This window comes from Paraburkholderia sp. WC7.3g (assembly GCF_050436345.1).
Taxonomy (GTDB): domain Bacteria; phylum Pseudomonadota; class Gammaproteobacteria; order Burkholderiales; family Burkholderiaceae; genus Paraburkholderia; species Paraburkholderia podalyriae.
Genome location: NZ_JBNDMA010000004.1, coordinates 698,453 through 723,566, shown reverse-complemented (window position 1 = coordinate 723,566; position 25,114 = coordinate 698,453). Strand labels below are relative to the sequence as shown.

Here is a 25,114-nt window from a genome sequence, read left to right as displayed (position 1 = left end):
ACAACGCCGATGGCACATTTGCTGGTCGTCCATTACGTGCTGCTGGTCGTCGCGGGCTGGCTGGTCGTTGGAATGCTTGGGCTTGTCGCCCTTCGTCGGACCCGCGTGGTGGCGCATGGCCTGTTCCCAGTGGGTGCCGTGTTCGGCCTGTTCCTGTCCGGACTGGGCCTGACTGGCGTGTTCGCGGGCCCGCAGGAAGCCGTCCTGCCGCTCGGGTTGCCGGGCCTGCCGTTTCATCTGCGGCTTGACGGCCTGTCAGCCTATTTCCTCTCTGTCCTCGGCGTGGTGAGCACGGGGGTAAGCGCGTTCTCCGCCGGCTATTTCCGCAAGGGTGAGGGCACGCCTCCCGGACTCATCTGCTTCGAGTATCACGTGTGCCTCGCGAGCATGGCGGTGCTGCTGCTCGCAGACGATGCCTATTGCTTTATGGTCGCGTGGGAGACGATGACACTGTCGGCCACCTTCCTGGTCATGACCAATCACCGCATTGCGGAGATTCGCCGGGCCGCCTGGCTCTACTTCCTGATCTCCCACGTCGGCGCGCTGGCGCTCCTGCTGTGCTTCGGCCTGCTGCAGGCCAATACCGGCGACTATACGTTCGCCAGCATGCGTCAGCAGCATCTGGACGTGGTCTGGGCATCCATTGCGTTCCTGCTGGCGCTGTTCGGTTTCGGCACGAAGGCCGGCATCTTTCCGCTGCATGTCTGGTTGCCGGAAGCGCACCCGGCGGCACCCTCACCGGTATCGGCCCTCATGAGCGGCTTCGTCCTGAAAGCCGGCCTGTACGGCGTGCTGCGCACGGTGTTCGACCTGCTGCACGTGCAGATTGCCTGGTGGGGCGTGCTCATGCTGATGCTCGGGCTCTTTACCGCCCTGTTCGGGGTCGTGTTCAGCGCCATCCAGACGGACATGAAGCGGCTGCTCGCGTATTCATCAATCGACAACATCGGCCTGATGTTCGTCAGCATGGGACTGGCGATCCTGTTTCGCGCGTACGGCATGAACGCGCTGGCGGCGTTGTCCTTGACGGCGCTGCTCTACCAGATCGCCAGCCATGCCACATTCAAGAGCCTGCTTTTCCTCGGAACGGGTTCGGTACTGCATGCGACGGGAGAACGCAATCTCGGGCGCCTGGGCGGCCTGATCCGCTTCATGCCGTGGACCGCATGGGCGGCTCTCGTGGGCGCGCTGACCAGTGCAGGCCTGCCGCCCTTGAGCGGCTTTGTCTCCGAATGGCTGCTGCTGCAGAGCTTCCTGTTCACGCCGGGCTTGCCGGACCCATTCCTGAATATGGTGGTGCCGCTCGTCGCCGCCCTGATAGCGCTGGTAGCCGCGCTCGCGGGCTACACGATGGTCAAGTTTTTCGGCATCGTCTTTCTTGGCCAGCCTCGCGAGACAAAGCTTCGCGAAGCACGCGACGCGAGCCCGTGGGAACGCGCCGGGTTCGTGTGGCTGGCAGCGATATGCGTGCTGCTCGGTCTGTTGCCGGTGCAGTTTGTGGTCGTTCTGGATCGCGTCACGCAGTTGCTGGTGGGGGCAGGCATCGGACCCGCGGTGGCACGGCATGGCTGGCTGCTGCTCGCACCCATCAGCGTCGAGCGGGCCAGCTACATGCCAGCGGTTTTCCTGCTGTTCTTCTTCGCCTGTTGCGGGCTCGCGTGGCTGCTGGTCCGCCGCCTCTATCACGGGCGTCTGCGGCGAGCCGCGCCATGGGCCTGTGGCTATCCATTCGTCAACGCGCGCATGCAGGACACAGCCGAAGGGTTCGGGCAGCCGATTCGCGAGATCTTCGCGCCTCTTTTCAGCATCGAGCGGCAGCTTCCCTCTCCTTTCGACAAAAAACCCGTGTACAGCGTTGTCGTGACGGATCGTACGTGGAGCCTGATCTATCGGCCGCTGGAGCGGCTGGTCAGGCGCGTCGCGGCACTGGCCGGGCTACTGCAAACCGGCCGCATCGCCGTCTATCTGATGCATAGCTTTCTCGTGCTGATCGTGCTGCTGATGCTGGTGAGACGATGATCACACTCTCCGGATTGCTCTCGCAGGGACTTGAAATCCTGCTCGCGCTGGCCGCTGCGCCTTTGCTGACGGGTTGGGTCAACATGTGCCGTGCCCGGTTGCAGAACCGCCGCGCGCCGAGCATCTGGCAGCCTTACCGGATGCTTCACAAGCTGTTCAACAAGGAGTCGGTCGTCGCCGCTCATGCGAGCCCCGTGTTCCGCGGAGCGCCCTATGTCGTCTGGGCGTGCATGACGCTTGCCTGCGCGATCGTGCCGACGCTTTCCACCGACCTGCCGCTGTCGCCTGCCGCCGATGCGATCGCCCTGGTGGGCCTCTTCGCGCTGGCCCGCGTGGTGATTTCGCTGGCCGCGATGGACATCGGTACCGCATTCGGCACACTGGGCGCGCGCCGCGAAATGCTGGTGGGCTTCCTCGCGGAGCCCGCCTTGCTGATGGTGCTCTTTTCGGCGTCACTGATTACGCAATCCACCTTGCTGACCCGCATCGTCGCGACGCTCAGCCATCGCGAGCTGGCGATCTACCCGAGCCTCGCATTCGCGGGAATCGCGTTCACGATGGTGTCGCTCGCCGAGAACGCGCGCCTGCCGGTCGACAACCCCACCACGCACCTTGAACTGACGATGATTCACGAGGCGCTGATCCTCGAGTATTCCGGGCGGCATCTCGCGCTGATGGAGTGGGCCGCCAGTCTCAAGCTGTTCGCGTATTCCTGCATCGGCCTCGCGCTGTTCATCCCGTGGGGGATTGCCGAAGCCGGCAATCCGCTGGCGCTGCTGCTCGCGATACCGGCGCTGTTCGTCAAGCTGCTGGTGGGTGGCGCGGCGCTCGCGGTCGTCGAGACGGGCAACGCGAAGATGCGCATTTTCCGTGTGCCGGAGTTTCTCGCAACCGCGTTCCTGCTGGCCGTCATCGGGATGCTCGTCCACTTCCTGCTGGGGGCGTGAATGCACGGCTACGCGACGCAGATCATCAACTTGCTGGCCGCCATCCTGCTGCTGCTGTCGTTTGCCATGCTCAGCCAGCGCCGGATGATCTCCCTGATCCACCTCTACACCCTGCAAGGCATGACACTCGTGTCAGCCAATCTGATCCTCGGATTCGTCACAACCGACGCCCACCTCTATGTCTCCGCCGCACTCACCCTGGTGCTCAAGGTCGGGCTGATTCCCTGGATTCTTTACAGGCTGGTGCGGCGGCTCAACGTGAAAGCGGACGTCGAGCCGCTGCTCAATATCCCGGCGACCCTGCTGGTGGGCATCGTGCTCGTGATCGTCGCGTTCAATGTGGCGTCGCCGATCAGCCAGCTCGCCTCGTCGGTCGCGCGCGGCACGCTCGGCATCGCGCTCGCCTGCGTGCTGCTGTCGTTCATGATGATGATCACGCGCGCGAAAGCGATCCCTCAGGTGATCGGCTTCCTGTCGATGGAGAACGGGCTCTTCTTCGCCGCGGCGGCGGCGACGAACGGCATGCCGATGATCGTCGAACTCGGTATCGGGCTCGACGTGCTGGTGGGCATCCTGATCCTTGGCGTGTTCATGTTCCAGATCCGCGAGCAGTTCGACAGTCTGGACATTCACCACCTCGAAAAACTCAAAGATGACTGAAGCCTGGGTACTGCTGCTGGTTTTCGGCATTCCGCTTCTGGCCGGCGGGTGTCTTGCGCTTGCGGGCCACCACCATGTCGCGCCGGGCCTGAACGTCGGGTTCAGTTTCCTGACCTTTGTCGCGGCCATGCTGCTCGCCGCGCAAACCGTGGCGCACGGACCGGCCTTCGCACTGGGCAAGCTTTTTTTCGTCGATCCGCTCAATGTGTTTCTGGTCGCATTGACCGCCTTCGTCGGCTGGACCACCTCGATCTTTTCAAGACCCTACATGCGGATCGAGCGCGATCGCGGCAAGATGACCGGCCCTCGCATGCGCCTGTATCACAGCATGTACCAGCTGTTCATCTTCGCGATGCTGCTCGCGCTGCTCACCAACAACATGGGCATCCTCTGGGTCGCGATGGAAGCCGCCACACTCGCGACGGTATTGCTGGTCAGCGTCTATCGCACGGCGGCAAGCCTCGAAGCCGCGTGGAAGTATTTCATTCTCTGCGGCGTCGGCATCGCGCAGGCGCTATTCGGCACGATCCTGCTCTATCTCGCCGCGAGCCGGCAGCTCGGCGGCGGCGATGCGCTGCTCTGGACCAGTCTGAACGCGGTCAAGGGGAGTCTCGATCCGACCATCATGTCGCTCGCGTTCGTGTTCCTGCTGATCGGCTATGGCACCAAGGTCGGTCTCGTGCCGATGCACAACTGGCTGCCCGACGCGCATGCCGAAGGCCCGACGCCAATTTCGGCCGTACTGTCTGGCCTGCTGCTCAACGTCGCCCTCTATGCTGTGCTGCGATGCAAGGTGCTGGCCGACGGCGCGCTTCAGAATGGTTTGCCGGGGCACCTGCTGGTCGGGTTCGGGCTGATCTCGGTGCTGGTTGCAACCTTTTCGCTATTCCGGCAGAAAGACGTCAAACGGCTCTTTTCGTATTCGTCGATCGAGCACATGGGCTTGATGACCTTCGCTTTCGGTCTTGGCGGCCCCACCGCGACCTTTGCGGGTCTGCTGCACATGACCGTTCATTCGCTCGTCAAGTCGGCCATCTTCTTCACCGTCGGACACGCCGCGCAGAAGGCGGCCACCCAGGCAATCGACGACATCCGGGGATTGCTACGCGTGAGCCCAACCGTTGGGTGGGGCATGATGCTCGGGACGCTGGCGATCCTGGGTATGCCGCCATTCGGCGTGTTCGCGAGCGAGTTCCTGATCCTGACGACCGCGATGAGCAAACTGCCGTGGGCGACGCCCTTCCTGTTGTTCGCGCTTGCCGCGGCGTTTGCGGCCATCTTTGTGCGCGTGCAGGGCATGGTGTTCGGCGAGACGACGGCGAAAGTCCTTGAACACCCGCCAGCGTTGCTGCCGGTGTTCGTTCATCTCGGCTTCGGACTGATGCTGGGACTCTACATTCCGCCGTATCTTGCAACGTGGTATCGGCAGGCGGCGGCCATGATCGCGGGGTGAAACATGCATATCGAGGCATTCGGGTTTCCTGATCTGATCCGCCTGTCCGCATTTACCGGCAGGTCGTCAGCTTTTCTGGCGCGAACCGATTCCGCCACCTGGACCCGCGCCGCCGCGACGGTGCGCGAAGCCGGCGGCCGGCTGATCTCCCTGTGGGGCGCCGAAACCGCCGCGGGCGCATTCACGATCTCCGCAGCCTACGCGCTGGAAGACGGCCTCCTGTGGCTTCAGTTGCCGATCGAGACGGGGCAGGACGGCGGGGGCGGATACCCCGATCTGTCGACCATCTTTCCGTGTGCGACGCGTATGCAGCGGGCCGTCCATGATCTGCTTGGGCTGCGCGCCATCGGCGCCGAGGATACGCGGCCGTGGCTGAATCACGGCAACTGGCCCGCCGACTACCACCCGCTGAAGAAGCAGTCCTCCGGGACGGAACGGTTCGAGCCCCGGGAACATGACTATCCGTTTGTGCAGGTCGCAGGCGACGGTGTACACGAGATCGCCGTTGGGCCAATTCACGCCGGCGTGATCGAGCCGGGACACTTCCGCTTCTCGGTCGTCGGTGAAAAAGTATTGCGGCTCGAAGAGCGGCTGGGCTATGCGCACCGGGGCATCGAGAAGCTGTTCGAACAGACGCCGCTGCTGCTCGGGCATCGTCTGGCGGGACGGATCGCCGGGGACACGACCGTCGCTTTCTCGTGGGCATACTGCATGGCGGTCGAACGGGCGCTGGACGCGCGTATTCCGCCACGCGCGCAGTGGCTGCGTGCGCTGCTGCTCGAGCGCGAGCGCATCGCCAACCATCTGGGCGATCTTGGGGCACTGGGTAACGATGCCGGATTTGCGTACGGCCTCGCGCAATTTTCCCGCCTCAAGGAAGACTGGCTTCGACTGAACGACCGGGTTTTCGGGCACCGCTATCTGATGGACCGCATTGTGCCCGGTGGCCTTGCAACGGACGTCGATGCGCGCCTCGTCGCCGCGATGCTGACGCAGTGCGATCAGGTTGGCGCTCAGGTTCGTGTGATGCAAGGCATTTACGACGATCACTCGGGGCTGCAGGATCGCTTTGCGGGTGCGGGCGTACTCTCCGTGAAGGTGGCTGAGCACTTTGGTGTCTGCGGGCTGCTCGGGCGAGCCAGCGGCCGGAAAATCGATGTGCGCGTTGACCATCCCTATGCGCCCTACCACGAGGTTCAGGTGCAGATGGTCAGCGATGACCGGGGTGACGTGGCGGCCCGGGTCGCTGTCCGCTTCAATGAGATCTACGAGTCCATCCGGCTGATCCGGGCTCTCTTGAACGACCTGCCCGGTGGTGACATTGTCACGCGGATCGGACGCGACAGTTCGCCCTCCCATGGGGTGGGCTGGATCGAAGGCTGGCGCGGCGACGTATTGATCGCTCTCGAGACCGGCGCCAACGGTACCATTTCGCGCTGCCACTGCCATGACCCGTCATGGCATGACTGGCCAGCCCTGGAGCACGCGATCATCGGCAATATCGTTCCTGATTTCCCACTGATCAACAAGTCATTCAATCTGAACTACGCCGGACACGACCTGTAATGTGGCAACTTCTCACACAGATCGCCAGAACCGATGCGCCGACTCAGCGCCTGCCCGAGGGCGATGACGCATGGCGCGCCGAAGGGCAGCGAATCCAGCAGGAAATCCTCGACGTGCTCGGGCGGGCGCTGTGCATTCGCGAGATCGACGCGGGCTCCTGCAACGGATGCGAACTGGAAATCCATGCGCTCAACAATCCGTACTACAACATCGAAGGTCTGGGTATCAGGTTTGTCGCGAGCCCCCGGCATGCGGACATGCTGCTGGTCACAGGCCCGCTCACGCTGAACATGAAGGAAGCGGTACGGCAAGCGTATGAAGCGACGCCACATCCCAAACTGGTGGTCGCAGTCGGCGAGTGCGCGTGCACGGGTGGCATCTTCAAGGACAGCTATGCCGTGTGTGGACCGCTGTCGAACCTCCTGCCTGTCGACGTCACGATACCAGGTTGTCCTCCACCTCCCGCCGATATCCTGACAGGTATTCTCACCGCGCTTCGTGTGAAACGTACGACCTTCCCGCCCTGAACTTCCCCGTCGGCATGCGCCGCTAACGGAACTCGTGGCGCGCGCCGGCTACCGGGCTTCGACGATCACGCCGTCAGCATGTACGCGCGACCTCCAACTGCCGCAAGTAACCATCGTGCAGTCGAAAAGCGCATCACAAGCCTAGTTGGGAGGCGCCCCGGCAGAGGCGAACGCGCTCAAAGAAAAGCGGGACGGGTCCCGCCAGGCCCCGAACCGGGAAGTTGCGACTCGCCCCACCCACCGTCAACTGTGCGACTTGGTACGCATGCCGCCCACGCCGACCTTGCCGCGCCCGACACGACCGGTTTTGCCATGCGCCGAACCGCCCGCGCGCGGCTTCTTCCTGGAGACGGCCGTGAACGTCACGTGATCTGCCGGGTAGTAAGTCGCTCTGCGCACCGCTGTGTGATAGGTCGGGCGGTCAGGGTTGAGCGCGAGCCTGGCGGTCTTCACACCGCAAAATTTTCCACTGCCCTTCATTTCGTCCCGTAGCGGAATCGACATCGATTTGCCCCACGGCGCAGCAGCGTTCCCCGACCTGGTCTGGTCGGACCAGGCGTCGGCGCGCGGAATCGCATACCGGACGCCGTTGACGGTGACATATGCCGCCTTCTCGCCGAACTCATAGTAGAAACGCCTGACGCCGATTGCCACGATGGACCTCTCCCCGGACGATACCGACGCTAGAGGAATCCATCGCGCGCCCTATGCGGGTGTGTTGTCGCACCACTGGATCGCCCAACGCTGCGCCGCATCGATAGCGTCCGCGTCGGAGGGATAATCGCCGAGGTCACCCGAATACTTCACTTCTATGGCATCTATACCCGCCGAGGCGCGGCGATAAATTTTCGCGCGCGCGTAGTATCGGCCGCCTTCATCGAGAGGCGACGCGTCGATGTGAAACTCTCTGTAGTCGAACTGCATGGCTGCCTCCGCAAAGGCGTCCTGGTCGTCACGCTGGATAAGTCAGTGCATACGCGCAAGGTTACGAAGAAGCGAACTTCCTTCCTGCGTAATGCGAGGCCGTACACCCCCGCCGACAAGCTTCTCCATGGCGACGAGCTGGCGTTCAAGCAACGTATCAAGTTCTTCCCGCTCGGCAATGTGGTCGGCCGAGTCCCTTACCAGCATCAATGTCGCAAATTCATGGGCGCTGAGCATGCTTGCCTCCTGATAGCTCGAGTAGGTGCTGTATGGATTGCGTGGGCAAAGGCGCTCGCTTTTGACGGCGCATTGCCGGTGGCGCACTCGCTGAAAATGGCGCGGGGAGTTGATGGTAAGCGGGAGCTCCGGGGCGCCGCAATCCGGGTCGTCCCGCATATTGGGCAGATTGGGTCGTGCCGCACTGCGACAGATGGGGCAGCAACGCCACGACCCTCGCGGGCGCCCGCCGCGCCAGCTGCGAGCAGCGGCCACGCCGCATCCAGTCCACCCGTCCGGGAGTGCGCCGTGGTCGGCCGGTACGCGCCACCAGGACTCAATGGCTTCGACCGCTTCAATCCGACGATGCCGGGTGTCTTGCCGTTCACTCGCGTACCCAGCATCTCAGTCATGCCGAACGATTTGCCCCATCCGCTGCGCATGATCCGTTCGTATTCCGACGCGCGGCGGCAGGCCGCCAGCACGAGCAGCATGGAGAAATCGGCTGTGCATTCGGTCAACGCATCGGATGCATTCGTGACGACAATTCACTCATCGCCTTATCCGCCCGTCCATTCGCCTGCCCCCTTCTTGTCCCTGTGGTGCCGCCGATTCAGATTACCTTCTGCGATTGCCGACGGATGTCGAGGGTGGGCGATCGCCAACCATGCAAGAGAGCGTGCAAAAGTTCGGGCGGCTCACAACGAGGGCCGCTTGTCCTTCGGGTAGCCGCACCGGTTTCGTGTGGAGTCGGCTGATCGGCCTCGCAACGGTGGGAGCAAACCATGCGGTTGATCGTCGAAAAGTACCACTACCCCGACATACGTTGAGTCGTTTTCACAACGGGTGCGGAAGGCCACACAGATGCTGCCCCAATGTTGGTAGTCTTTCCTGCACCAGACGCCGGAGGCATCTTGGTGAAGGTGCCCGGAATGTCGCTGACCTGAGACCAGTCGAAGAGCATCCAAAAAAACAGGAGGGCTTCATCATGCTGAGGTGGATCACAAACTGGGCTTCACATCACGCTCCTACCCCCGAGAAGCGGTCCGAACGGGCGTTAAGCGAGTTGCGTGTGGAGCTGTTCCAGGCTGAACAGCGTGTCCTCGATGCGCAGATGCATGCGGACTATTACCGCTCACGCATCGCGTTTTGCGAAGCGGTTTTTAAACAAGGCATCGAACAGGTATCCGATCAGCGCAAGCGCCAGGAAGACGTTGTTCATGAACTGCGCCCGGGACTCAGGCTCACCGCAGCGCAATAGCGGGTGTGCAGTCAAAGTTCATTGCATCCACCGGTTATCAGATGTTGGAAGCCGTCGGTACGTCGCGTATCCAATGAGTCTGCGTCCTCTGGAGGCGATGATGGCCGAACGCGGAATCGAGGTCGACCATTCAACGGTACACCGCTGGGCCATCAAGATTTTGCCGGCGAGCCGGGACAAGGTTGCAGCGCAACGCTATTTCGAAAAATCTATCAACCAGCATGGATTGCCGCAGACGGTGACGATCGACGCAAGCAGCGCTAGTCTGGCCGCGCTCGAAGCGCGCCAACGCCAGACACGAGAAACCCGTCAAGGTCCGCCGAACGAAGTATCTGAATCACATCGTGGAGCAGGACCATCGCGCCATCAAATGCATCGTCAAACCGATGATGGGCTTCGGGGGTTTCCGTTGCGCCTGCATCATCCTCTCGGGTGTCGAATTAGCGCACATGATCCGGAAAGACCAGACGAGCGACAACCGAATTCGGCGCACTGCAACCGATCAGTTCTATTACTCCCTAAATGCATCACCGGCTCCTTGAAGGCATTGGTGTTGCCAGTGCCCCCGACGAAGGGGTGTCAAGGCGTAGTAATGCGCGCCGCGGAGAAACTCTCCACCTGTTCTCATTGAGTCCAATCCCTTCCACACCTATATAGGTGTATGATCCACCTGTCTTCTCCAAATTCACTTTGACACCGGCAGTCGGCAGACTCACTGGCAAGCTCATGAAGTCAGCGAGATCGCTATTGTCCGGTTCTAGCGCAGCCGTCGAAACATGACAAAGCTCTCCAGCGTCGCTGACGCGATCATCCGTCACATCGAATCCGGGTCACTGCGCGAAGGTGACCGCCTTCCCTCCGAGGGCGAACTCGCGGTGAGTCACGGCGTAAGCGTAGGCACCATTCAGAAGGCTCTCGCGCGTCTAGTGCACTCGGGACTGATTACCCGCGAGCAAGGCCGCGGCACGTTTGTGTCGGGTACCCGTGTCGCCCCCGCGGACGTTCGCTACCTGCGCTTTCGCGACGCCGAGGGTAACGAATTGCCGTCCTATGTCCACGGACGCTCGGTAAGGCGTATGAAACGCAAGGGACCGTGGTCAGAATTTCTTGGTGGTGACGGTTTCGTTCGCATAGAGAGAATCATCAGCGTCGGTGGACACTTTGACCTCTATAGTGAGTTCTGGCTACGCGAGGAGCACTTCGTTGGACTGGGCGGTCTCGACAATGAGGCTCTCGATAAGAACCTGCGCGAACTGATCGGCCAGCGGCTGTCACTACCCACGTTACGAGTCGACCAGTGGATCCGCTTCGGGCCACTTCCACCAACGGCCGCTCGAGAGCTTGGGGTTGAGGCCGACGCGCCCGGCTTCATCATGGAGATGCGTGGCTACACGCTGCGCGATCAGGCTCTTTACTATCAAAGCGTCTATTCCGGGCCGTTTTCGGAACGCCTTGTGGTCGTGCGCGAGAACGCGGCATAAGTCTGACGGCTTCATCGTCCTCGTACCAGGAGGCGGCCTCGGGTGTCTCCTGTTTTTGCAACTGCTGTTGCCTTCTAGCGGGGGCCTCAGAACTGGTCTGCCGACAAACCCAGCACGCTCTCCCCGCCATTTGCACTGACAATCGACGCCTCAAGCGCCGACGCCAGCGACAGCACATGCTGCGTGTCGCATTTGAATGATTGAGGAAAATGTTGCGGAAGTTCTAGTACCGGTTAAGAGAGAGCAACAATCACTGATAGCGGTACACACCGTGACCGGATTTACGTCCGAATCGTCCCGCCTGTACCAGTTCGCGCAATAGCGGGCACGCGCGGTACTTCGGATCGCCAAAGTCCTTCAGCAGGACATCCATAACCGACAGACAAACGTCGAGCCCGACAAGATCTGCGAGCGCCAGAGGGCCGATCGTGTGATTGGCGCCAAGCCGCATTGCGGCGTCGATTTCCTCGGCTTTGGCCACACCCTCCGCGAGCACGAAAAACGCTTCGTTTATCATGGGTACCAGAACGCGGTTGACAACGAACGCCGGCGAGTTCTTCACGCCGATTGGCGACTTCCCCAACCGCGCGGTTAATTCACGAACGGCTTCAACGGTGGCGTCGCTGGTTTGCAGACCGCGAATGATCTCCACGAGCGACATCAGCGGAACTGGGTTAAAGAAGTGCATGCCGATGAAGCGCGACGGATCGGTGAGCGATGCAGCGAGCGTCGTGATTGAAATCGACGAGGTGTTTGATGCAACTATCGCATCGTGTTTCACCACCGACTCGATCTGCTTCACGATACGCAGCTTGAGGTCGGCGCTTTCGGTGGCTGCCTCGATTACCAGATCGACGGCAGCCAGTCGCTGATAATCAGTCGAAGTTTCGATGCGCGCAAGCGCCGCATCACGCGCGGGACGATCGAGCTTCTCTTTCGCGACAAGCCGGTCCATGCTCGCGCTCAGCGCGGCCATGCCTTTCGCGAGCGCCTCATCGGTCACGTCGATCATCACGACCTTCATGCCAGCGATGGCCGCCGTCTGCGCAATTCCATTGCCCATCGTGCCGGCGCCGACGACACCTATCGTTTCGATTGCCATGCTTGTCTCTCTGTATGCTATCGCGCGCACTAAACGCGACGAACGTTTTCGAATGTGGCCGCGATGCCTTGGTTTCCGCCAATGCACATCGTGAAGAGTTGGAGACGAACGTGCTCGTCGGTATCGAACACGGTCGACTGCCCATTGACCCTGCGCGTCAGCGGGACGCGATCACGTTGCCGAACCCCACGTGGCCGACTTCGCCTCCCGACACGCTGGCTCGCGAAAGCGCTTCGCGCACCACCAGTGCCCCGAGCTCGGTCGGTGGCAGGTGTTTGAGACTGCCACCGAACTTGCCGATTGCGGTGCGCACACCGCTCACAACGACGACTTCCCTTTGCATTACTGCTCCTTCAGCCAGCGAATGCGTGCAGCTTGCGCTAGCGACGCTCGTGATGCGGACAGGCATCGCTATCAAGCGGATCGTGTGCGCCGGTAGCGGGCCAGTTCCAGCCTGGCGATCGCGTTGCGGTGAACTTCGTCCGGTCCATCGGCAAGCCGCAGCGTGCGCTGGTTCGCCCATGCATAAGCAAGTGGAAAATCGTCCGAAACGCCGGCCGCTCCGTGTAGCTGGATTGCCCAGTCGATCACCTTCAAGGCCATGTTGGGCGCGACCACCTTGATCATGGCGATCTCAGCCCTGGCCGCCTTGTTCCCAACCGTATCCATCATGTATGCGGCCTTGAGCGTCAACAGACGCGTCATTTCGATTTCACACCGTGCCTGTGCGATGCGTTCCTGCGTGACGCCATGCTCACCGAGCGGCTTGCCGAAAGCGACGCGTTCCAGGCTGCGCGTGCACATCAATTCGAGTGCACGCTCGGCGGCGCCGATACTGCGCATGCAGTGATGAATACGCCCAGGGCCCAACCGCCCTTGCGCGATCTCGAAGCCACGTCCCTCTCCAAGTAACAGGTTGGAAGCCGGCACGCGCACATCGCGCAACTCGATCTCCATATGACCGTGCGGGGCATCGTCGTAGCCGTACACCGGCAGGAAGCGCTTTACCGTGATGCCCGGCGTATCCGCCGGTACGACGATCATCGACTGCTGTGCGTGGCGCGGCGCGTCGGGACCGGTCTTACCCATGACGATATAGACTTTGCATCTCGGGTCGCCGGCACCGGACGACCACCACTTCGTGCCATTGACCACGTAATGGTCGCCGTCGCGCTCGATGCGGCAGGCAATATTCGTTGCGTCCGATGATGCGACCGCTGGCTCCGTCATCAGGAACGCAGAGCGGATCTCCCCGTGCAGAAGCGGCTCCAGCCAGCGGTCCTTCAGTGCTTCGGTCGCATAGCGTTCGAGCGTTTCCATGTTGCCCGTGTCGGGCGCCGAACAGTTGAATACTTCCGGCGACCAGGGCACCCGGCCCATGATTTCGCACAGCGGCGCATACTCGAGATTGGTCAATCCCTCAGGCGCACGCGTCGAGCGCGGCAGGAACAGATTCCACAAGCCCGCCTTTCGCGCAAGCGGCTTCAGTTCTTCTATGACGCGAGTCGGCACCCAGGCATTGCCGGCCTGCCGGTTCGTCCGTATCTCCTCGAGGTAGCGCGCTTCGTTTGGGTAGATGTGTTCGTCAAAGAACGCCAGCAACCGCTGCTGCATGAGTCTGACGTTCGGCGTGTAGTCGAATTGCATGATGTCTCCGTTATTGCGGGCGTCAGAGGGTCAATCCACCGTCGACGACGATGCATTCGCCGTTCGTGTAACTCGCGGCGTCGGACACGAGGTAGAGCACGGTGCCCGCCATCTCGCGCGGTTCAGCGTGGCGACGCAAAGGAATGCGCCCCATCCATTCGTCGTAAATCGATTTCGTTTCGAACAGTGCGCCGGCGAACTTCGTTCTGGTCAAACCTGGAAGGAGCGCATTCACGCGTATGCCGAAGGGTCCGCATTCTTTCGCGAATGCTTTCGTCATGTTGACGACGGCCGCCTTGCTGACCGAATAAATGCCCTGCATGTCCCCCGGCTGCAATGCGTTGATCGACGCCGTGTTGACGATCGCGCCGCCGCCCTGTTCCCGCATCATCCGTCCAGCTTCTACCGACATGAAGAAGTAGCCGCGAATATTGACCTCCACGGTCTTGTCGAATGCCGCGAGATCCGTGTCGAGTATGTGGCCGAAATAGGGGTTCGCCGCCGCGTTGTTGACCAGAATGTCCAGCCGCGGGTGGACTGCCCGGATATGAGCGAAGGTCTTTGCGATGTCGTCCATGCGCCCGACGTGGCAGGCTATTGCCTCCGCACTTCCACCGTCTTCGCGAATGCGCCTGCATACGGCTTCGCAGTCTTCCAGCTTGCGGCTCGTCACGATGACATGCGCGCCCTGTTGAGCAAGCAGGCTGGCTATCTCTTCACCGATTCCCCTACTTGCACCGGTGACGAGTGCGACCTTGCCGGTCAGATTGAAGAGATTAGTGCTCATGTTGATGGTTACTCTTTAAATGAATAGATCCGGCGGTCCGTCAACGAGCTGACGGATCAGTCTTGTTCCTCGAGGACGTCTAGCGCCATACGCGCCAGCGTCTGCGCCATCGCCCCGACTTCTTGCGCGTTTGCATGCGACGCATTGCCGTCCATCGCACGCTTTTTGACCCCTTGCACGATGGCGGCTAGCCGGAAGAAACTCATCGCGACATAGAAGGACCAGCCGTAAATCACCGGGATGCCACGCAGTTCGCAATATCGGGCAACGATTTCCTTTTCACCCGGCAGGCCCAGCGCGGCTCTGTTCTTGCCTTGAAGCCCGACGATCGGGCCGTTCGCGGGAAGCCGGAGGCACATGCAAAAATAGGCGAGGTCGGCCAGCGGGTGGCCCAACGTCGACAGCTCCCAGTCGAGCAATGCCTTGATACGGCATTCGTGCGGATCAAAGATGAGGTTGTCGATGCGAAAATCGCCATGCACGAGAGAAGGCGCACCCTGTTGCACGGGGCAATGAACAGGCAACCACTTGATCAGGGCCTCCATCGCGTCTATGCGTTCTGTCTCGGCGGCGCGGTACTGCCGTGTCCAGAGCCCGATCTGTCGCTCGAAGTAATTGCCCGCGCGGCCGTAATCGGTCAGACCCACGACGTCGATATCCACGTCGTGAAGCGTCGCCATCGCGCGAACGATCGCGTCGTAGTAGTCCCGCCGCTGTTCGCGAGCGATCTCGGGCAACGCCGGATTCCAGAAAATACGTCCCTCTTCGAAGCTCATCACATAGAACATCGTGCCGATCACGTCCTTGTCTTCGCACAGGTGATACGCGCGAGCGACCGGCACGTCCGTCGCGGCGAGCGCGTCCAGCACGCGAAACTCGCGATCCACCGCGTGAGCCGACTTCAGGAGTGGTCCCGACGGTTGTCTACGCAATACATAGTTGCCACTTGCGGCCTTGAGCAGAAAGGTCGGGTTCGATTGACCGCCGGTGAATTTGTGCGCGGACGCAGGCCCGCTAAAGCCCCGAATCGACCGCTCCAGATACGGCGCGAGTGCGCCGATATCGATATCAGTGGTATCCGTAGTTGTCATTCAATCATCTCCTGTCGTTACGCGTACGTCTGATAGCGTCGGCGGTCGACGCGATCGAGATGCGGATCGCAATTGAAGCTGCCAAGCTGCCATGCACGTTCGTTAAAGAAGAAACGGCAAAAGCTGCTGTTGCTAATCTGCATGTTCAGCGCGATGGCCGTGTCGGCCGGCGACCTCAACACCTGCTGCGCCATGACGGCCATCACGCCGCCCGAGGTCACCGCCAGCACGCGCTTTCCGGGACCGTCCTGAATAGCGCGCCTTGCCTCCGACACGCGACGCTGAAAGCTCGCCCATGCTTCAGGAATGGGTCCGTCGATGCCGTCTTCCGACCACAGCTGAAGCACCTGCCGCAGTCCCTTGAAGAAGTCGTCTTTCGACCCATGCCGCAAGGCCTTCAGCGCCCCGTGCTGCGGGCCCAGTGCTTCGAACAGTGCATGAAAGTCGTACTCGTCCAGTCCGGCATGCTGCTCGATATGCGTCACGGTGCGGCCAAGGCCCTGAATGATCGCGTCGAGGGTCTGTCTGTGCCGACGCATCGTGCCCGTGATCACGCGGTCGAAAATCGCGTCCTGTTGCGAAAAATATTCGCCGAGCCACACGGCCTGGCGCTCGCCGACTTCGGAAAGCTGGTCGTAGTTGCCACTACCGAACGACGCCTGCCCGTGCCGGACCAGATAGAGTTCCGCCATACATCCTCTCGTCTGAGTTCTGCGGTGACCGCGCGCTCTTACGCAGCTGCCTTCACCATGTCCTCGATGACCTTCTTCGCATCGCCGAACACCATCATCGTCTTGTCCATGTAGAACAGGTCGTTGTCGAGCCCCGCATAGCCCGCCGCCATCGAACGCTTGTTGACGATCACCGTGCGCGCCTTGTACGCCTCGATAATCGGCATGCCGGCGATCGGCGACTGCGGATCGTTCTTCGCGGCCGGATTCACCACGTCGTTCGCGCCAAGCACCAGCACCACGTCGACCTGGCCGAACTCCCCGTTGATGTCCTCCATTTCGAACACCATGTCGTACGGCACTTCCGCCTCGGCGAGCAACACGTTCATGTGACCCGGCATGCGGCCCGCCACCGGGTGAATCGCGTACTTCACTTCGATGCCCTTCTCGATCAGCTTGTCAGTCAGTTCCTTCAACGCATGCTGCGCACGCGCCACCGCCAGCCCGTAGCCCGGCACGATCACCACGGTCTCGGCGTTGCCGAGCATGAACGACGCATCGTCCGCCGAACCGGATTTCACCGGACGCTGTTCCGCCGTGCCACCAGCCGCCGCCGCGCCAGGTGTATTGCCGAAGCCGCCCAGCAACACGTTGAAGAACGAGCGGTTCATCGCCCGGCACATGATGTACGACAGGATCGCACCCGACGAACCGACCAGCGAGCCGGCGATGATCAGCATCGGATTGTTCAGCGAGAAGCCGATACCCGCCGCCGCCCAGCCTGAGTACGAGTTCAGCATCGACACGACGACCGGCATGTCCGCGCCGCCGATCGGGATGATGATCAGCACGCCGAGCACGAACGCGATGGTCGTCATGATGATGAACGGCAGCCACGACTGCGTGAGGAAGAACAGGATGCCGAAGCCGAACATCGCGAGCGCGAGCATCAGGTTGATCAGATGCTGGCCGCCGTAGACGACCGGCGCGCCCTGAAACAACCGGAACTTGTACTTGCCCGACAGCTTGCCGAACGCGATCACTGAACCGGAGAACGTGATCGCGCCGACGAACGTGCCGATGAACAGCTCGATGCGATTGCCGTAAGGCAGGAAGCCGGGCATGCCCTCTTCAGCGCCAAGCCCGAACGCGGCCGGCTCCGACACCACCGCATAGGCGATGCAGACAGCGGCGAGACCAATCAGCGAGTGCATCGCCGCGACCAGTTCGGGCATCTTCGTCATCTCGACGCGCGCCGCGACGAATGAACCGATCGCGCCGCCGACAATCAGTGCGACAGACACCAGCGACAGGCCGAGCGCAAGGTTCCATTTCAGCGCCGCCGCCTGCTGCGCGATCAACGCGATCGTCGTGAGAATCGCGATGGTCATGCCGGCCATGCCGAACACGTTACCGGCGCGCGCACTCTTCGGATTGGACAGCCCTTTGAGCGCCTGGATGAAGCACACCGACGCAATGAGATACAGCAGCGTAACGACGTTCGTGCTCATTTACACACCCTCCTTTGCGGCGATTCGATGACCGGCCATCTTCTTCGGCTCTTTCTTCCTGAACATCTCCAGCATTCGCCTCGTGACGAGAAAGCCGCCGAATACGTTGACGGCAGCGAGCGCGACGGCGACGGTGCCGAACAGCTTGCCCGCGCTGCCGACGGTCAGTCCCGCCGCCAGCATCGCGCCGACAATGACGATCGCCGAAATCGCATTGGTCACGGCCATTAGCGGCGTATGCAGCGCCGGCGTGACGTTCCAGACAACGTGGTAGCCGACGTAAATCGCCAGCACGAAAATGATCAGATTGATCACGGTGTGGTTGATGACTTCCATCACCCGTCTCCTCTTAAGCCTTGCGCGTAACTTCACCGTCGCGGGCCAGCAGCGTGGCCGCGACGATGTCGTCCGCGAGATCGATATTGAGCGCGCCTTCCTTCGTGATGATCAGCTTCAGGAAGTCGAGCAGGTTGCGCGCGTAGAGCGCCGACGCGTCGGACGGCACCATCGACGCGAGGTTCGTGTAGCCGACGATCTGCACGCCGTTCTCCGTGACGATGACCTTGTCCCGTTCGGTGAGTGGGCAGTTGCCGCCACGGTGCCCATTGACGACGGGACCACGTCCCGCTGCGAGATCGACGATCACCGAGCCCGCCTTCATCGCCTGCACCGTTTCGGCGGAGATCAGCGTCGGCGCGGCCCGGCCCGGAATCAGCGCGGTCGTGATGATCACGTCCGCCTGCTTCGCGCGCTCGTGAACGAGCGCCGCCTGGCGTTGCAGCCAGCTCGCCGGCATTGGCCGCGCATAGCCGCCGACACCCTGCGCAGCTTCGCGCTCTTCGTCGGTCTCGTAAGCGACGTTGAGGAACTTCGCACCGAGCGATTCGATCTGCTCCTTGACAGCGGGACGCACGTCGGATGCCTCGATCACGGCGCCCAGGCGCTTGGCGGTCGCGATCGCCTGCAGGCCCGCGACGCCCGCGCCAAGCACCAGCACGCGCGCCGCCTTGACGGTGCCCGCCGCCGTCATCAGCATCGGCATAAACCGCGGATAGTGATGCGCCGCAATCAGCACAGCCTTGTAGCCCGCGATGTTGGCCTGCGACGAAAGCACGTCGAGACTCTGTGCGCGCGTCGAGCGCGGCGCGGCTTCCAGCGCGAACGCGGTCACACCGGCAGCGGCAAGGCGCTGCGCGTTCTCAGCGTTGAAGGGATCGAGCATGCCGGCCAGCACGGCACCGCGTTTCATCAGCGGCAACTCGTCGGCAGTTGGCGAGGCGACCTTCAGGACGATCTGCGCGCCGAAGGCCGCTGCCGCATCGCCAATCTGTGCGCCAGCGTTTCGATACGCGTCGTCGGTGTAGTGAGCACACTCGCCGGCTCCCGCCTCGACAGTGACCCCGTGCCCCTGGGCGACGAGCGTCTTGACCGTCTCGGGCGTCGCGGCGACCAGTGCCTTCCGGCCTTTCGCCTCTGCGGGTATTCCAATCTCCATTTACAACCTCACATTACGCATGTCTGCGCGATAGCGTTTTTCAATCTGGTGGACGAACCGGACGGCCGCCGCCTTCGCGACCGTCGCTCGCCCGTATCCGCGATGTTTGTCGAAACGCGACCGATCACCGTTCGCTGCACGCACTCGCGCTGTGCGACGTGACCGCGCCGACGCTTCGATCAGAAAAGATGACGAATGCCGATCTCCGCGCCCAGCTGATTCGAACCGGGGTGCGGAGCCGCCGGCACCGCACTGGAAGCCGACACCGAATAGATGCCCTGTTTGCCGCTGTTCTTCATGTAGGCGAATACACCGTAAAGCGCGGTGCGCTTGCTCAAGTTGTAGTTCGCCCGCAATGTGCCCATCGTGCCGTTGGCGTCGAAGTCGCCGTTATTGATATGTGCGACCTGCGCATCGAAGATCCATGCGCCGTACGGCACCGATGCACCGAGGTACCCGATATCGACTTTGGCCGACCGTACGTCGCCCTCCACCACCCTGTGCAGCCATCCCGCGCCTACCCGCACCGACTTGATGTCGACGTGCGCGGCCAGTTGATAACGTCGGTCGGTATCGCCGGACTTCGTGAAGGCAACACCCGGCGCACCCGGGACGACGGTGACGGGCGTCGCGCCTGCACCGCCGCGCTGTTCGTCATAGGTGGCGGCCACGCCCCAGGCATTACCTTCATACTTGAGCATGCCGGTGACGGCGCGACAGGCGAGGAAGTCGTTACCGGACTGGCCTGGGCAATTTGCCGCCGCACTCGAATCGCGGCCGAACGAGTAGCTTGCTCCGACCGTCACGCCGTAAAACGTGCCCATGTACACCACGTCGTTATCGAAGCGCGCAGCGAGCAGAAAAGGATCGAACGACGCAAGGCCTCCGAATCCCCCCGAGCCGATGATGTTCGATTCAACCATCCCCCAGTTCGTCATGCTGTACTGCCGGCCAAACGTGAGTTGCCCCCAAGGGCCGCTCAAGCCGACATAAGCCTGCCGGCCGAACAGACGTCCGCCTTGCTGGAGCGCACCGTTCGACGCGGAAAACCCGCTTTCCAGTGTAAAGACCGTTTTCAGTCCGCCACCCAGGTCCTCCGTGCCCCGGATCCCCCAGCGCGACGGCACGTCCCCTCCGCCGATCACTGGCATGCGCGCAACGGAGCCGCCCGTCGGTGTGGCATGCGTGAAAAACTCGATGCCTGTATCCACGATCCCGTACAGCGTGACCGAACTTTGCGCAAATACAGGCGCCGATGCGATCGCGGCCGCCGCCATCATTGCGATTTTTGTCTTTTTCATCTGATCCCCTCTTTCCGCCCAATATGCTTTTGCTTCGCAATTGGTTCGTTGAACCAATCAATAAAAAGACACAGCCAGCAGCTATTCGCCGCGACGCCCTACCATGTGTTGACTGAAGCGAGGCGCGTCAGGCCGGCACTTCCCCTTCGAGCGTGATCCGGTTCAACACGCGCTCTGCCTCGCCGTAGTCATGCACGGCATAGTGCATCGTGCAACGGTTGTCCCACATCACCACGTCGCCCGCTTGCCACATGTGGCGGTAGACGTTGTCGGGGGGCGTCGAATGTTCGTACAGGAAGTCGAGCAGCGGCCGGCTCTCGGCGACCGTCATGCCCTCGATCTGCTGGGCGGTCTCGGGGTGGCCGACATATAGGGCCTGACGGTGCGTTTCCGGATGGGTGCGCACGATCGGATGAACGGCCGTGGGAATTTTGTCGATCCCTCTCATGCGGGCGAGACGCAGCCCTGTGAACCGTGCACGCAGACCCTCGAGCATGCGCTGCATGGTCGGCGACAGGCGGTCGTACGACACGTACTGGTTGCACCACATCGTGTCGCCGCCGTGCGGCACCACAACCGCTGAAAGAATCGAGATTTTTGGCGGAACGGCGGTGTAGATCGAATCCGAATGCCAGGCTTCCGTCGACGCGGTCTCTTTCGGGATTTTTGTGACCTGGATCAGGCCGGGGTAGCCCGGCACGGCCGGATCCAACGGATTGCTCTGGGCCGGGTTGCCCCAAAGCCTCGCGAATTCGACGTGCGCCGCCGGCTGCAGATTCTGGCCGCGGAACACGAGGACGCAGTGTTCGAGGAATGCCCGATGCAGGACCTCGAACGTATCGCGGCTGACGGATTCGTTCAGATTGATGCCTTCGACCAGGGCTCCAACCGAGCCAGTCAGCGGAGTAATGCGGATGCTCATTTGCGTCTCCTGTTTAGCGATGCTGTTCATGTGAGGTTCTCATGCCACCGTCAGCACGATCTTGCCGACGTGCTGATCGAGTTGCATGTATGCGTGCGCGTCGGCAATCGCGTCAATCGAAAATGTCCGGTCGATCGGCAATCCAAGGCGTCCCGCCTCGAGAAACGGCAGCAGGTCGCGCGCGCACGCCTGGATGCATTCGAGCCGTTCCTGCTCGGTACGGGTGCGGAACGTGACGCCAATCAGCTTCAGACGCTTGAGCCACAGCTTGGTCAGATCGATCTGGGCGGTGGCGGACCCAAGCCGCGCGATATTGACGAGACGTCCCTTGACCGCGAGGCATTCCATATTCGCTTCGAAGACCGGGCCACCCACCGTGTCGATGATGACGTCGACGCCGCGCTTGTCGGTCGCGGCCATCACGGCGTCGACCTGCGACTCGCGCGACGAATCGATACCGACGTCAACGCCGAACCGCGCGAGCTTGTCGAGCTTGGCAGCCGAGCGCGACATCGCGATTACAGGTTTCGCCCCGAGCACCGACGCGATCTGGATCGCAGCCATCGCTACGCCGCCTGATGCGCCATTGATCAGGATCGACTCGCCTTTGCGCAATTGACCGTTGGTCACGACCGCATCATGTGCCGTGACGAAAACATTCGCGAATGCTGCCGCGTCGATCCACGACAGGTTCTGCGGAATGGGCATCAGCGCAAGCGGGTCAGAGATCACGTATTCCGCCTGACAACTGCGGCCATGACCCATCACGCGGTCGCCTTTGCGCCAGCCGTTCACGCCGTCGCCGACCTCGGCCACTTCCCCGGCGAATTCCACGCCCGCGGTGATGACGTTGCCCGAGCGGAGCTCGCGAGCCTGGTTGATCTCGCCACGATTCAGGCCGGCCGCCCGCACTTTGACCAGCACCTGTCCAGCACCGACCTGCGGAACGGGAATGTCCTGGATCTCGATCTTGCCGCCGTCCGGCGTCGGTACTACGCGTACTGCTTTCACTGTTGTCTCCTCCGTTGAATATGGGGCGCTTCTGATCCCGATCAGCCGGCGCCCGCCATCACCCTTGTGCGAATCACCGCTAGCAGCGCGAGCGCACGGTCCGCTGCCGCCTGCGCGCCCGGCCAGTTGCCGCGCACGAATGGCGCACGCAAATCTTCGATCTCCGACAGTGCGCGAACCATCTCGCCGTCCGCGACGCACAGCCGTCGATATTCGTTGACCGTCAGAAGGTAGGTATGCATAACGTCACTCACTGGCAGCGTCACGCCCGAACGATGCAGCTCGGCGTTGAGCCAATGCGTGCCGGCCAGCATCGCCCCTTCAATCTTCATCTCGCAGTCTTGCGGAAGGCACTTTTCGAGCGAGTGCTCGATGCGCGCTGCCGCTTCCATGTGGTGCTCGGCATTCATGAGGCGCCTTCCTCCATTCGCTTGTTCAACAACCGAAGACACTCGCCCAGCGCAGCAGCGCATTCATCCACGATCGCCACACTGGGCGCGACGCCATCCCGCACGCACGGGTCGCGATGCCGTTCGATGATCTCCATCTGGCGCATCATCGCCGCGACGTCTTCGGGCACCGCCGCCTCCACCTTCGGGCGGCCAACGTGCAGCACATCTGCCAGCGGATGAAAAGCTGGCTTGAGCGATCCGTCTGGCTGCGCAACCAGATAGACGCCAGGCTGAGTCGGAAACACATCGTCGTCACGCGTCACCGCTGCATGGTGGAGTGCGGCATTCACGGCGTGCGTCCCGGCTGTCATGCCTGCCCAGAACCACAGCTCGAAGTCATCCAACGGTTCGAGCCGGGCGCGCAGCCCCTCCAGACTCCGAATCTTCTCGAGGTGTGAAGCCACCTTCATGTCTGCGTCTCCTGTTGATCCCGGCAGAACTGCACCGTCATTGGTATCGAATATAGGCGTCCCTGTGCGTCATCGTCAAGAACTTCTATATAGGTGTTATTTCCGATGCGGCCGGCTAGTGCAAGTACCTAGGCGAATTGTCCTTGACTGTGCGCCGCACGCTCGCTACATTTCAATCACACTTCTATATAGGACTTTGATCATGTCTCGCGCCATCGTACTTAACCGGTCCGACAATGTGGCTACGCTGATCGACTCCGGACGCGCCGGAGAAGCCTGCACCCTGCAGGGAGAGGCGTCTGGCCATGTCACGCTGCTCCAGGATGTGCCATTCGGTCACAAGGTCTGTGTCGCCGACACCCCGCAAGGCGCAAATGTGCTCAAGTACGGCCAAATCATCGGCAAGGCCAGCTGTGCGCTCGAGGTGGGTGAGCACACCCACGTTCATAACATTGAGTCCGCCCGCGGGCGCGGCGACCTGAATAAGGGGTAAGCAGATGATGCAAACATTTCTTGGCTACCGGCGTGAAAATGGCGCCGTCGGCGTACGCAACTGGGTGGCGGTGATTTCCGTCATGGACAACTGCAACCCGGCCACGCGGGCAATTGCCCAGGCAGTGAACGGTTGCGTTCCTATCACCACGCTTTTCGTGCGCGGACAGTTCGGCGCCGACCTGGATTTCACCTTCGATTCACTGGCCGGGCTCGGGCGCAATCCCAATATCGCAGCCGTGCTGCTGGTTGGACTGGAACCGTCGTCGACCGAGGAAGTGGCGCGCCGCATCCGGTCCACCGGCAAGCCGGTCGAAGCGGTGCACCTGCAGCCCGATGGCACCATCAACTGCATCGCCGACGGCACCCGGCGGGCCGCGCGGCTCGCGCTGGGCGCATCCAGGGCCAGACGGGAGCCGTGCCCCGTTTCCGAACTGATCATCGGCGTGGAATGCGGCGGATCGGACACAACCTCGGGGCTCAGCTGCAATCCGACTATCGGTCGCATGGCCGATCATCTGATCGAAGCGGGCGCCACGGTCATCATTTCGGAAACGTCGGAGTTCATTGGCGCGGACCACCTGTTTGCCGCACGCGCCGCCGACGATTCGGTCAGAAAGGCCTTCGTGGACGCCGTGCGCAACATGGAGAACGTCGCGATCAGCCGCGGCGTCGACATGCGCGACGCACAACCGTCGCCTGACAACAAGCGCGGCGGCCTGACGACCGTCGAAGAAAAGGCGCTTGGCGCGATGGCGAAGGCCGGTTCGAGCCCGCTGGTCGGCGTTCTTGGCTATGGCGAAGCGCCGAAGCGCAAGGGCCTGCACTTTATGGACGCGCCGGCAGCTGCCGTCGAAAACCTGACCGCGATGGCCGCAAGCGGTTGCCAGCTGATCTTCTTTGGCACCGGCGTCGGCAATCCCATCGGCAATACCATCGCGCCGACAGTCAAGGTCTGCGGCAACCTGAATACGGTTCGCACGATGGCGGACAATATCGATTTCGATGTCAGCGGGATTCTCGAAGCCGGAATGAAAATTTCCGCGCTCGGTGATCAGCTCTTCGAGTACGCAGTGGACGTCGCCTCCGGTACGCAACTCACGAGCGAAGTGCTGAACGTCCGGGAGATTGCGATCAGCCGGTTCGAACGCAGCCTTTGAGGATACCG

At 61.9% G+C, this 25,114-nt stretch carries 26 protein-coding genes and 3 pseudogenes; 11 read left to right on the top strand and 18 right to left on the bottom strand.

What is annotated here, in order from left to right:
• Positions 1–9 precede the first annotated feature (9 nt).
• The 6 genes from hyfB to OKW43_RS36625 are packed head-to-tail and all read left to right on the top strand — an operon-like array spanning position 10 to position 7,172.
• Positions 10–2,019: a hydrogenase 4 subunit B gene (gene hyfB / locus OKW43_RS36650; protein ID WP_429453412.1), complete on the top strand. Its 2,010-nt coding sequence runs from the start codon at positions 10–12 to the stop codon at positions 2,017–2,019.
• Positions 2,016–2,966, top strand: coding sequence for a respiratory chain complex I subunit 1 family protein (locus OKW43_RS36645; protein ID WP_187639440.1), 951 nt, complete (start codon positions 2,016–2,018; stop codon positions 2,964–2,966). Before hyfB ends, OKW43_RS36645 begins: the two co-directional genes overlap by 4 nt.
• On the top strand, positions 2,967–3,626 hold the full coding sequence (locus OKW43_RS36640; protein WP_187639439.1) for a formate hydrogenlyase: 660 nt from the start codon (positions 2,967–2,969) through the stop codon (positions 3,624–3,626).
• Positions 3,619–5,079, top strand: coding sequence for a hydrogenase 4 subunit F (locus OKW43_RS36635; RefSeq protein WP_429453408.1), 1,461 nt, complete (start codon positions 3,619–3,621; stop codon positions 5,077–5,079). The genes OKW43_RS36640 and OKW43_RS36635 overlap by 8 nt, the downstream gene beginning before the upstream one ends.
• A 3-nt stretch (positions 5,080–5,082) precedes the next feature.
• A complete protein-coding gene (locus OKW43_RS36630; protein ID WP_429453406.1) occupies positions 5,083–6,645 on the top strand; it encodes an NADH-quinone oxidoreductase subunit C in 1,563 nt (520 codons plus the stop codon).
• Entirely contained in the window at positions 6,645–7,172 is a 528-nt protein-coding gene (locus OKW43_RS36625; protein ID WP_429453404.1) for an NADH-quinone oxidoreductase subunit B family protein, read from the top strand. Before OKW43_RS36630 ends, OKW43_RS36625 begins: the two co-directional genes overlap by 1 nt.
• Before the next feature lie 243 nt (positions 7,173–7,415).
• Here OKW43_RS36625 and OKW43_RS36620 read toward each other — a convergent pair whose 3' ends face one another.
• From OKW43_RS36620 to OKW43_RS36605, 4 genes and pseudogenes are all read right to left on the bottom strand, one after another.
• Positions 7,416–7,826: a hypothetical protein gene (locus OKW43_RS36620; protein ID WP_187638151.1), complete on the bottom strand. Its 411-nt coding sequence runs from the start codon at positions 7,824–7,826 to the stop codon at positions 7,416–7,418.
• 51 nt (positions 7,827–7,877) lie between these two features.
• A complete protein-coding gene (locus OKW43_RS36615) occupies positions 7,878–8,096 on the bottom strand; it encodes a hypothetical protein (protein ID WP_187638147.1) in 219 nt (72 codons plus the stop codon).
• A gap of 42 nt (positions 8,097–8,138) precedes the next feature.
• On the bottom strand, positions 8,139–8,333 hold the full coding sequence (locus OKW43_RS36610; protein ID WP_429453402.1) for a hypothetical protein: 195 nt from the start codon (positions 8,331–8,333) through the stop codon (positions 8,139–8,141).
• A gap of 329 nt (positions 8,334–8,662) precedes the next feature.
• A pseudogene (locus OKW43_RS36605) lies at positions 8,663–8,860 on the bottom strand (D-glycerate dehydrogenase); the annotation flags it as partial.
• Positions 8,861–9,300: 440 nt separating this feature from the next.
• Here OKW43_RS36605 and OKW43_RS36600 point away from each other — a divergent pair.
• The 3 genes and pseudogenes from OKW43_RS36600 to OKW43_RS36590 all read left to right on the top strand — a co-directional run bounded on the left by OKW43_RS36600 (position 9,301) and on the right by OKW43_RS36590 (position 11,054).
• Positions 9,301–9,573 carry a hypothetical protein gene (locus OKW43_RS36600; protein ID WP_187638145.1) on the top strand — a complete coding sequence of 91 codons (273 nt, stop codon included), beginning with the start codon at positions 9,301–9,303 and terminating at the stop codon, positions 9,571–9,573.
• Positions 9,574–9,625: 52 nt separating this feature from the next.
• Positions 9,626–10,115, top strand: a pseudogene (locus tag OKW43_RS36595) (DDE-type integrase/transposase/recombinase); the annotation flags it as partial.
• Between the two features lie 234 nt (positions 10,116–10,349).
• The gene (locus tag OKW43_RS36590; RefSeq protein WP_187638144.1) at positions 10,350–11,054 is read left to right on the top strand and encodes a GntR family transcriptional regulator; all 705 of its coding nucleotides are present in this window, start codon (positions 10,350–10,352) and stop codon (positions 11,052–11,054) included.
• Between the two features lie 250 nt (positions 11,055–11,304).
• On the opposite strand, the gene OKW43_RS36585 is transcribed toward OKW43_RS36590, so the two are convergent.
• The 14 genes and pseudogenes from OKW43_RS36585 to OKW43_RS36520 all read right to left on the bottom strand — a co-directional run bounded on the left by OKW43_RS36585 (position 11,305) and on the right by OKW43_RS36520 (position 23,454).
• The gene (locus OKW43_RS36585; RefSeq protein WP_429454738.1) at positions 11,305–12,210 is read right to left on the bottom strand and encodes a 3-hydroxybutyryl-CoA dehydrogenase; all 906 of its coding nucleotides are present in this window, start codon (positions 12,208–12,210) and stop codon (positions 11,305–11,307) included.
• A 115-nt stretch (positions 12,211–12,325) separates the two neighbouring features.
• Positions 12,326–12,499 (bottom strand): annotated as a pseudogene (locus OKW43_RS36580) (acetyl-CoA C-acyltransferase); the annotation flags it as partial.
• Positions 12,500–12,570: 71 nt separating this feature from the next.
• Positions 12,571–13,803, bottom strand: a complete 1,233-nt coding sequence (locus OKW43_RS36575) for an acyl-CoA dehydrogenase family protein (RefSeq protein ID WP_429453399.1) — start codon at positions 13,801–13,803, stop codon at positions 12,571–12,573.
• A gap of 22 nt (positions 13,804–13,825) precedes the next feature.
• Positions 13,826–14,590, bottom strand: a complete 765-nt coding sequence (locus tag OKW43_RS36570; protein WP_187638141.1) for an SDR family oxidoreductase — start codon at positions 14,588–14,590, stop codon at positions 13,826–13,828.
• Positions 14,591–14,646: 56 nt separating this feature from the next.
• Positions 14,647–15,681 (bottom strand): phosphotransferase family protein, encoded by a 1,035-nt coding sequence (locus OKW43_RS36565; RefSeq protein WP_429453397.1) that lies wholly within the window; start codon positions 15,679–15,681, stop codon positions 14,647–14,649.
• A 17-nt stretch (positions 15,682–15,698) separates the two neighbouring features.
• A complete protein-coding gene (locus OKW43_RS36560) occupies positions 15,699–16,373 on the bottom strand; it encodes a histidine phosphatase family protein (protein ID WP_187638139.1) in 675 nt (224 codons plus the stop codon).
• A gap of 38 nt (positions 16,374–16,411) precedes the next feature.
• Positions 16,412–17,863 carry an NAD(P)(+) transhydrogenase (Re/Si-specific) subunit beta gene (locus tag OKW43_RS36555; RefSeq protein WP_187638138.1) on the bottom strand — a complete coding sequence of 484 codons (1,452 nt, stop codon included), beginning with the start codon at positions 17,861–17,863 and terminating at the stop codon, positions 16,412–16,414.
• Positions 17,864–18,199: an NAD(P) transhydrogenase subunit alpha gene (locus tag OKW43_RS36550; RefSeq protein ID WP_187638137.1), complete on the bottom strand. Its 336-nt coding sequence runs from the start codon at positions 18,197–18,199 to the stop codon at positions 17,864–17,866. It lies immediately after the preceding gene.
• A 13-nt stretch (positions 18,200–18,212) separates the two neighbouring features.
• Entirely contained in the window at positions 18,213–19,358 is a 1,146-nt protein-coding gene (locus OKW43_RS36545; protein WP_429453394.1) for a Re/Si-specific NAD(P)(+) transhydrogenase subunit alpha, read from the bottom strand.
• 179 nt (positions 19,359–19,537) lie between these two features.
• Entirely contained in the window at positions 19,538–20,659 is a 1,122-nt protein-coding gene (locus OKW43_RS36540; protein ID WP_429453392.1) for a porin, read from the bottom strand.
• A gap of 127 nt (positions 20,660–20,786) precedes the next feature.
• On the bottom strand, positions 20,787–21,581 hold the full coding sequence (locus OKW43_RS36535; protein WP_429454737.1) for a TauD/TfdA dioxygenase family protein: 795 nt from the start codon (positions 21,579–21,581) through the stop codon (positions 20,787–20,789).
• Positions 21,582–21,620: 39 nt separating this feature from the next.
• Positions 21,621–22,592: a zinc-binding dehydrogenase gene (locus OKW43_RS36530; RefSeq protein ID WP_187638134.1), complete on the bottom strand. Its 972-nt coding sequence runs from the start codon at positions 22,590–22,592 to the stop codon at positions 21,621–21,623.
• Positions 22,593–22,633: 41 nt separating this feature from the next.
• Positions 22,634–23,002 carry a hypothetical protein gene (locus OKW43_RS36525; protein WP_429453390.1) on the bottom strand — a complete coding sequence of 123 codons (369 nt, stop codon included), beginning with the start codon at positions 23,000–23,002 and terminating at the stop codon, positions 22,634–22,636.
• Complete coding sequence (locus tag OKW43_RS36520; RefSeq protein ID WP_429453388.1) at positions 22,999–23,454, bottom strand: hypothetical protein; 456 nt, start codon at positions 23,452–23,454, stop codon at positions 22,999–23,001. Before OKW43_RS36520 ends, OKW43_RS36525 begins: the two co-directional genes overlap by 4 nt.
• Before the next feature lie 202 nt (positions 23,455–23,656).
• On the opposite strand from OKW43_RS36520, the gene OKW43_RS36515 reads away from it, so the two are divergent.
• On the top strand, positions 23,657–23,947 hold the full coding sequence (locus OKW43_RS36515) for a UxaA family hydrolase (RefSeq protein ID WP_429453386.1): 291 nt from the start codon (positions 23,657–23,659) through the stop codon (positions 23,945–23,947).
• Positions 23,948–23,951: 4 nt separating this feature from the next.
• Positions 23,952–25,106 carry a UxaA family hydrolase gene (locus tag OKW43_RS36510; protein ID WP_187638131.1) on the top strand — a complete coding sequence of 385 codons (1,155 nt, stop codon included), beginning with the start codon at positions 23,952–23,954 and terminating at the stop codon, positions 25,104–25,106.
• Positions 25,107–25,114 lie beyond the last annotated feature (8 nt).